At 43.6% G+C, this 6,193-nt stretch carries 5 protein-coding genes; 3 read left to right on the top strand and 2 right to left on the bottom strand.

Annotated elements, in window-relative coordinates:
- Together AC1DWN_RS25260 and rnz are read left to right on the top strand one after the other, a co-directional pair.
- On the top strand, window positions 1-2,289 hold a 2,289-nt coding region (locus AC1DWN_RS25260; RefSeq protein WP_477561655.1), incomplete at its 5' end, for a methionine synthase.
- A gap of 121 nt (window positions 2,290-2,410) precedes the next feature.
- A complete protein-coding gene (rnz, locus tag AC1DWN_RS25255) occupies window positions 2,411-3,349 on the top strand; it encodes a ribonuclease Z (RefSeq protein WP_477561654.1) in 939 nt (312 codons plus the stop codon).
- A gap of 194 nt (window positions 3,350-3,543) precedes the next feature.
- On the opposite strand, the gene AC1DWN_RS25250 is transcribed toward rnz, so the two are convergent.
- The gene (locus tag AC1DWN_RS25250; protein WP_477561653.1) at window positions 3,544-4,176 is read right to left on the bottom strand and encodes an SdpI family protein; all 633 of its coding nucleotides are present in this window, start codon (window positions 4,174-4,176) and stop codon (window positions 3,544-3,546) included.
- On the bottom strand, window positions 4,173-4,460 hold the full coding sequence (locus AC1DWN_RS25245; RefSeq protein ID WP_477561652.1) for an autorepressor SdpR family transcription factor: 288 nt from the start codon (window positions 4,458-4,460) through the stop codon (window positions 4,173-4,175). Before AC1DWN_RS25245 ends, AC1DWN_RS25250 begins: the two co-directional genes overlap by 4 nt.
- 195 nt (window positions 4,461-4,655) lie before the next feature.
- On the opposite strand from AC1DWN_RS25245, the gene AC1DWN_RS25240 reads away from it, so the two are divergent.
- A partial coding sequence (locus AC1DWN_RS25240; protein ID WP_477561651.1) for a DEAD/DEAH box helicase occupies window positions 4,656-6,193 on the top strand: 1,538 nt, incomplete at its 3' end.

The raw sequence follows: 6,193 nt of genomic DNA, 5'->3' as shown, positions 1-6,193 counted from the left end.
GATATAGATGAGGAATATGCGGTACATCAATTTTTGCCGCAGGTTGTGAAGAAGATCAAAGCGCCATTAATGCTCGATTCTACGTATGACCACATTATTGAGCTGGGTCTCAAATATTCGCAAGGTAAAGCGATCATTAACTCCATTAATTTAGAGGATGGCGAAACCAAGTTTGAGTCGATTGTTCCATTAATACACCGCTATGGTGCTGCAGTTGTTGTGATTCTGATCGATGAGCGTGGGCAAGCTGTTACACGTGAAGCGAAGCTAGAGGTTGCTGAGCGTTCCTATAATCTACTCGTTGATAAATACAAGTTGAATCCTGAGGATATTATATTTGATCCGAATATGTTCCCGGTTGGTTCCGGTGATCCACAGTATATTGGTTCGGCAGTTGAGACGCTTGAAGGTATTCGTATGATTAAAGAAAAGTTTCCGCTAGCGAAGACCATTCTAGGACTTAGCAACGTTTCTTTCGGGTTGCCTGATGCAGGCCGTGAAGTGCTTAACTCTGTCTATTTGTACCATGCAACTAAAGCAGGACTCGATTATGCAATTGTGAATACCGAGAAGCTTGAACGTTATGCTTCCATCCCTGCTGAAGAGCGCAAGCTTGCTGAGGAGCTTATTTACAATACGACGGATGAGACGTTGGCGACTTTCGTTGCTGCTTTTCGGAATAAGAAGGTTGAGAAGAAAGAAAAGATTTCTAACCTCTCACTTGAGGAACGACTTGGTTCATATGTGGTAGAAGGAACCAAGGAAGGTCTTATTCCTGACTTAGATGAAGCTCTCAAGAAATATTCTGCTATGGAAGTCATTAACGGCCCGCTCATGCGCGGTATGGAGGAAGTTGGACGTTTGTTCAACGGAAACGAGCTAATCGTAGCGGAGGTGCTTCAAAGCGCCGAGGTTATGAAAGCCTCTGTTACCTACCTCGAGCAATTTATGGAGAAAAATGAATCGTCTGTCAAAGGGAAAATCATTTTAGCGACCGTAAAGGGCGATGTTCATGACATAGGTAAAAATCTAGTTGAAATTATTTTATCCAATAATGGATATAAAATAATAAATCTAGGTATAAAAGTACCGCCGCAGGATTTGATCGAAGCTTATCGCAAGGAGAAGGTAGACGCAATCGGATTATCTGGTTTGCTTGTAAAATCAGCACAACAAATGGTTATTACAGCGCAGGATTTACGCACGGCTGGAATTGACGTTCCTATTCTAGTTGGCGGTGCGGCATTAACACGTAAGTTTACGAAAACGAGAATCGGTCCAGAATATGACGGACTAGTCCTTTATGCGAAGGATGCAATGGATGGTCTTGATATAGCAAATAAAATAATGGATGTGGATCATCGCGAGCGCATGGAAGAGGAGATGGCGGCTTATAAAGCGTCAGGCGGAGCAGAAGAAGAAGTGAAGAAGCCAATGCCAACGCTGTCTCGAGCTGTTCGATCCAAAATATCGCCGGATGCGCCTGTTTTTACACCTCCAGACTTGGACCGTCATATATTGCGAGATGTACCGATCCCGCATATCGTACCTTATATCAACATGCAAATGCTGCTTGGTCATCACCTTGGTTTGAAGGGTACAGTAGATAACCTGCTTAAGGAAGGCAATGAGAAAGCCGTCCAACTGAAAGCAACGGTAGATGATATTTTGAATAAAGGCGCGACAGAAGGTATTGTTAAAACTCATGGTATGTATCGGTTTTTCCCTGCTCAATCATCTGGCAACGAAATTATAATTTATAATCCAGATGATCAAACTCAGGAGATCAAACGATTCACATTCCCGCGTCAGCAGGTTGAGCCGCATCTTTGCTTGGCCGATTTCTTGAAGTCGGTAGAAAGCGGCATTATGGATTATGTTGGCTTCTTAGTTGTGACTGCCGGTCATGGCATTCGCGAATTAGCGAATGAGTGGAAGGAAAGCGGCGATTATTTGCGGTCGCATGCATTGCAATCCGTGGCACTTGAGGTTGCTGAGGCAATGGCTGAGCGGGTACATCATATTATGCGTGATGTTAGTGGTTATCCAGATCCACTTGAAATGACGATGAAGCAGCGCCATGGCGCTCGTTATCAAGGGATTCGCGTATCTTTTGGTTATCCTGCATGTCCAAATCTCGAAGATCAAGAGCCGTTGTTTGATTTGATGAAGCCAGAGGATATTGGCGTTGAATTGACAGAGGGCTGCATGATGGAGCCAGAAGCATCTGTATCAGCGATGGTATTCGCTCATCCGGAAGCACAATATTTTAACGTTGAAAAATTGTAATAGATAGCTTGGCCATTAAAAGAAGAGCCCTCCATCGTTCGGTTAACCGAGCTAGTGAGGGTTCTTCCTTTCATAAATAAAGGTAACGGAGCAAAAGCTAGAAGATGAGGTGAAAAACAAAATGAATATTTGGTTTTTAGGAACGGGTGCTGGACGGCCTTCGAAATATCGCAATGTGAGCGGAATTGCACTGCAATTGCCGGATCCTAGCTGTGGCTGGTGGCTGTTTGACGCGGGAGAGGCCACTCAGCATCAGCTTATGCGGACGCCATTAAAGCTGAATAGGCTGGAAGCAGTATTTATAACTCATTTGCATGGTGATCATATCTATGGTTTGCCTGGTTTGCTAAGCAGTCGTTCGTTCGATGGAGGTGTTACACCTGTACAGCTTATTGGTCCAAAAGGACTCAAGCAGTACATGGATACTGTATTCGCTGTAAGTGGTACACAGTTAGACTATGAACTAAACATTCACGAGATAGCGGAAGAAGAAACCGTTATACATACTAACGAACGGTTTACTGTAGAAGCGGCTGCTCTTGAGCATAGGGTGACATGCTTTGGATACCGTGTAATAGAGCATGATCAACCTGGTAAGCTGCTTGTACATAAATTAAAAGCGCTAGGCATAGAGGCTGGTCCGATATATGGAAAGTTAAAGCAAGGCCAGGCGGTTACATTGCCAGATGGATTAGTGGTACGAACCGAGGATGTAACAGGTGAAACGAAGGTTGGCCGAGTTGTGACTATTCTTGGCGATACAATGCCCTGTTCAAATGCTGTAAAGCTGGCAACAGGAGCCGATTTACTCGTTCATGAAGCAACCTTCGCAGCAGGTATGGAAGAGAAAGCACATGAATTTGGTCATAGTACAACGACCGATGCGGCAGAGACGGCGGTAGCGGCAAAAGCGAAGCGGCTTATTATGACCCACTTTAGCGGCCGTTACAGTATTGAAGATTTAGGCCAATTAGAGGCGGAAGCTGCTACGCATTTTAGTGAAGTGACAGCTGCGACCGATTTTTATATGACGGAGATTCCAAGAGGAAGTATGAACTAGCTGGTAAGTGAAAGTGCTCTTAGGACAACGTCAGATGGTTGATAAAATATATGTATTTATAGATAGGTCTAATGAATTCCTAGTGGAATGCAATAAACGAATAGATGAATAAGCGAAAAGAGCAGCTAATTAATGGCTGCTCTTTTTGGTGTTTTTTGCTAGGTTATCGCATGTAAAACGGATGAGATATGAGCTTACTTTACTTTTTTCGCATAATAGGATGCTAGAAAAAATGAAGATAAAGCAACAATAATAATGATGCTAATAAATAAGATCGCTTGTAGAGGTGCAGGAACAAAGACGGTACCAATCATCAGCAAGCCGCCAATGACATAAAATTTTGCCGATGTTTGGTGCGTTTTCCGCCAGACCGTTTCACTATTTAAAGTACTGGGCGTTTTTATACCAACAAAGTAATTCTGTTTAAAACGAGGCATATAATTACCGATTGCTACAAATAACACACCAATTATTGGAGTGACAATGTTTCCGATGTTAATCGTGATACCGTAGCCTAAAGCAATGCTAAAGCCATGTATGACCAATAAACCAAGTAGTAACGTATTCTGAATGATATATAGGCTTGATTTTAGCTTGGAAATATTATTTTTATTAGGATCCATTTTTGGTTTGAGCTGATTTAATACCATCATTAGTACCATTAAGCCCGGCATCAGAAATAAAGCAAATGTTTTGTCGGCATAGTTGTCGATTTCATTATTAACATTCCAGTGAATCGGCATTTGGTCCGGCATGTCGGGATACACAACAATTCCTGCAATGATGGCGACTGCGATAATTAACCATGAAACTAGTGATTTATTCATACTTCATCATTCCCTTCTGATTTTGATTGCTGAAAAGAAACAATCCATTTCATCAATTCTTGAAAAACGGTCGTGTTCAGTGAATAAACAATGTGCTGACCCTGGCGCTCATCCCATACGAGGTCGGCTGACTTAAGCAAACTAAGATGATGGGATATACTCGGCTTGGTCATTTGAAAGTGGTCAGCGATATCTCCAGCAGTCAAATCACGGTCGCGAAGCAAATCCAATATTTTGCGCCTAGTCGGATCGGAGAGTGCTTTAAAAGCAAGATTGATCGACATAGCAGCCGTCCTTTCTTAAATAATCGATTTGTTAGATATTTAGATAATTGTCTAAATGTCTAACTTAAGCCAATATACCGTTTTTCTGAGTGGCTGTCAATGCATCAAATGTTTTCCAGTAAAATTAAAATTGCAGCACGAACATGTATTCTGTAAAATGGATACGTAGAGGGTTTGATGAGGAGTGGGTAGGTTATGAACCGATGGACGGGTAGAGCCTCCGGCTTGGAGGAGTGGTTAGAGCAAGTGCGCCAAAACACCGAGGTTATGGATAATGTGACGCATTGGCGAACCATTGCTCCACGCGAGGCGAATACCGCCCCGCTGCCGGACGGGCTGCATCATGCATGGAAGGAAGCACTGCGTTCCCGTGGAATCAGTGAACTATATACGCATCAAGCGGCTGCATACGTTGCGGCACGTGCTGGTAATAACGTTGTTGCCGTCACACCAACTGCTTCGGGCAAGACGCTTTGCTACAATTTGCCGGTCATGCAATCTTTATTAGAGAATGAAGAGGGTAGAGCACTTTACTTATTCCCGACGAAAGCACTAGCGCAAGATCAAGTTGCTGAGCTGCAGGCATTGGCCGATCTGATGGAGGTTGGCATCAAGACGCATACATATGATGGAGATACGCCTCCAACTGTTCGAACTGCGATTAGAAATGCTGGTCATATCGTCGTGACGAATCCGGACATGCTGCATTCGGCTATTTTGCCGCATCATACGAAATGGGTAAAGCTGTTTGAAAATATAAAGTTTATTGTCATTGACGAAGTACATGCCTATCGGGGCGTATTTGGAAGTCATGTTGCCAATGTAATTCGGCGGTTAAAGCGGATCTGTCATTTTTATGGCTCTAATCCGCAATTTATATGTGCTTCAGCAACGATAGATAACCCTAAGGAGCACGCAGAACGGTTGATCGGTGAGAAGGTAACGCTGATCGATAATAACGGTGCACCAATGGGTGAGAAGCATTTCGTATTCTATAATCCGCCAGTTGTAAATCAACAATTAGGCATTCGGAGAAGCAGCGTGCTAGAAACACGAAAGCTCGCTGCTTTACTACTGAAGCAAGGCGTTCAGACCATCGTATTCGCTCGCAGCCGAGTAAGAGTGGAGCTGTTGTTAACGTACTTGCAGGAATTGATAAAGGACAAGCTGGACGCCAAAACAATTCGAGGCTATCGAGGCGGTTATTTGCCAAAGCTCCGCAGAGAAATTGAACGTGGACTTCGTTCCGGTGAAATTCGCGGTGTCGTAAGTACGAACGCTTTGGAGTTAGGCATTGATATTGGACAACTGCAGGCCTGTGTCTTAAATGGCTATCCAGGAACGATTGCAAGCACTTGGCAGCAATCAGGACGAGCGGGCAGGCGACAAGAGAGCTCTGTAACTTTTATGGTAGCGAGCAGCAATCCTCTTGATCAATATATGATACAAAATCCTGACTTTTTCTTTAATCGGCCTCCTGAGCGAGCATTGATTCATCCTGATAATTTACTTGTATTAATCGATCATGTGAAATGCGCGGCGTACGAGCTGCCCTTTAAGGTCGGCGATACGTTTGGTTCTGAATCGCTTGAGGATATGATGGAGTTTCTCGTTGAAGAAAAGGTTCTGCACAAAGCAGGCGGGCGCTGGTATTGGATGGAGCAATCATTTCCAGCACATAATATATCACTTCGATCAGCTGCTCAAGAAAATTTCGTCATTATCGATAATAC

It is taken from the genome of Paenibacillus sp. P4_A7, from assembly GCF_056402455.1.
The sequence above is the reverse complement of the archived record's forward strand: the minus strand, read 5'-3'. Positions and strand labels throughout refer to the sequence as shown.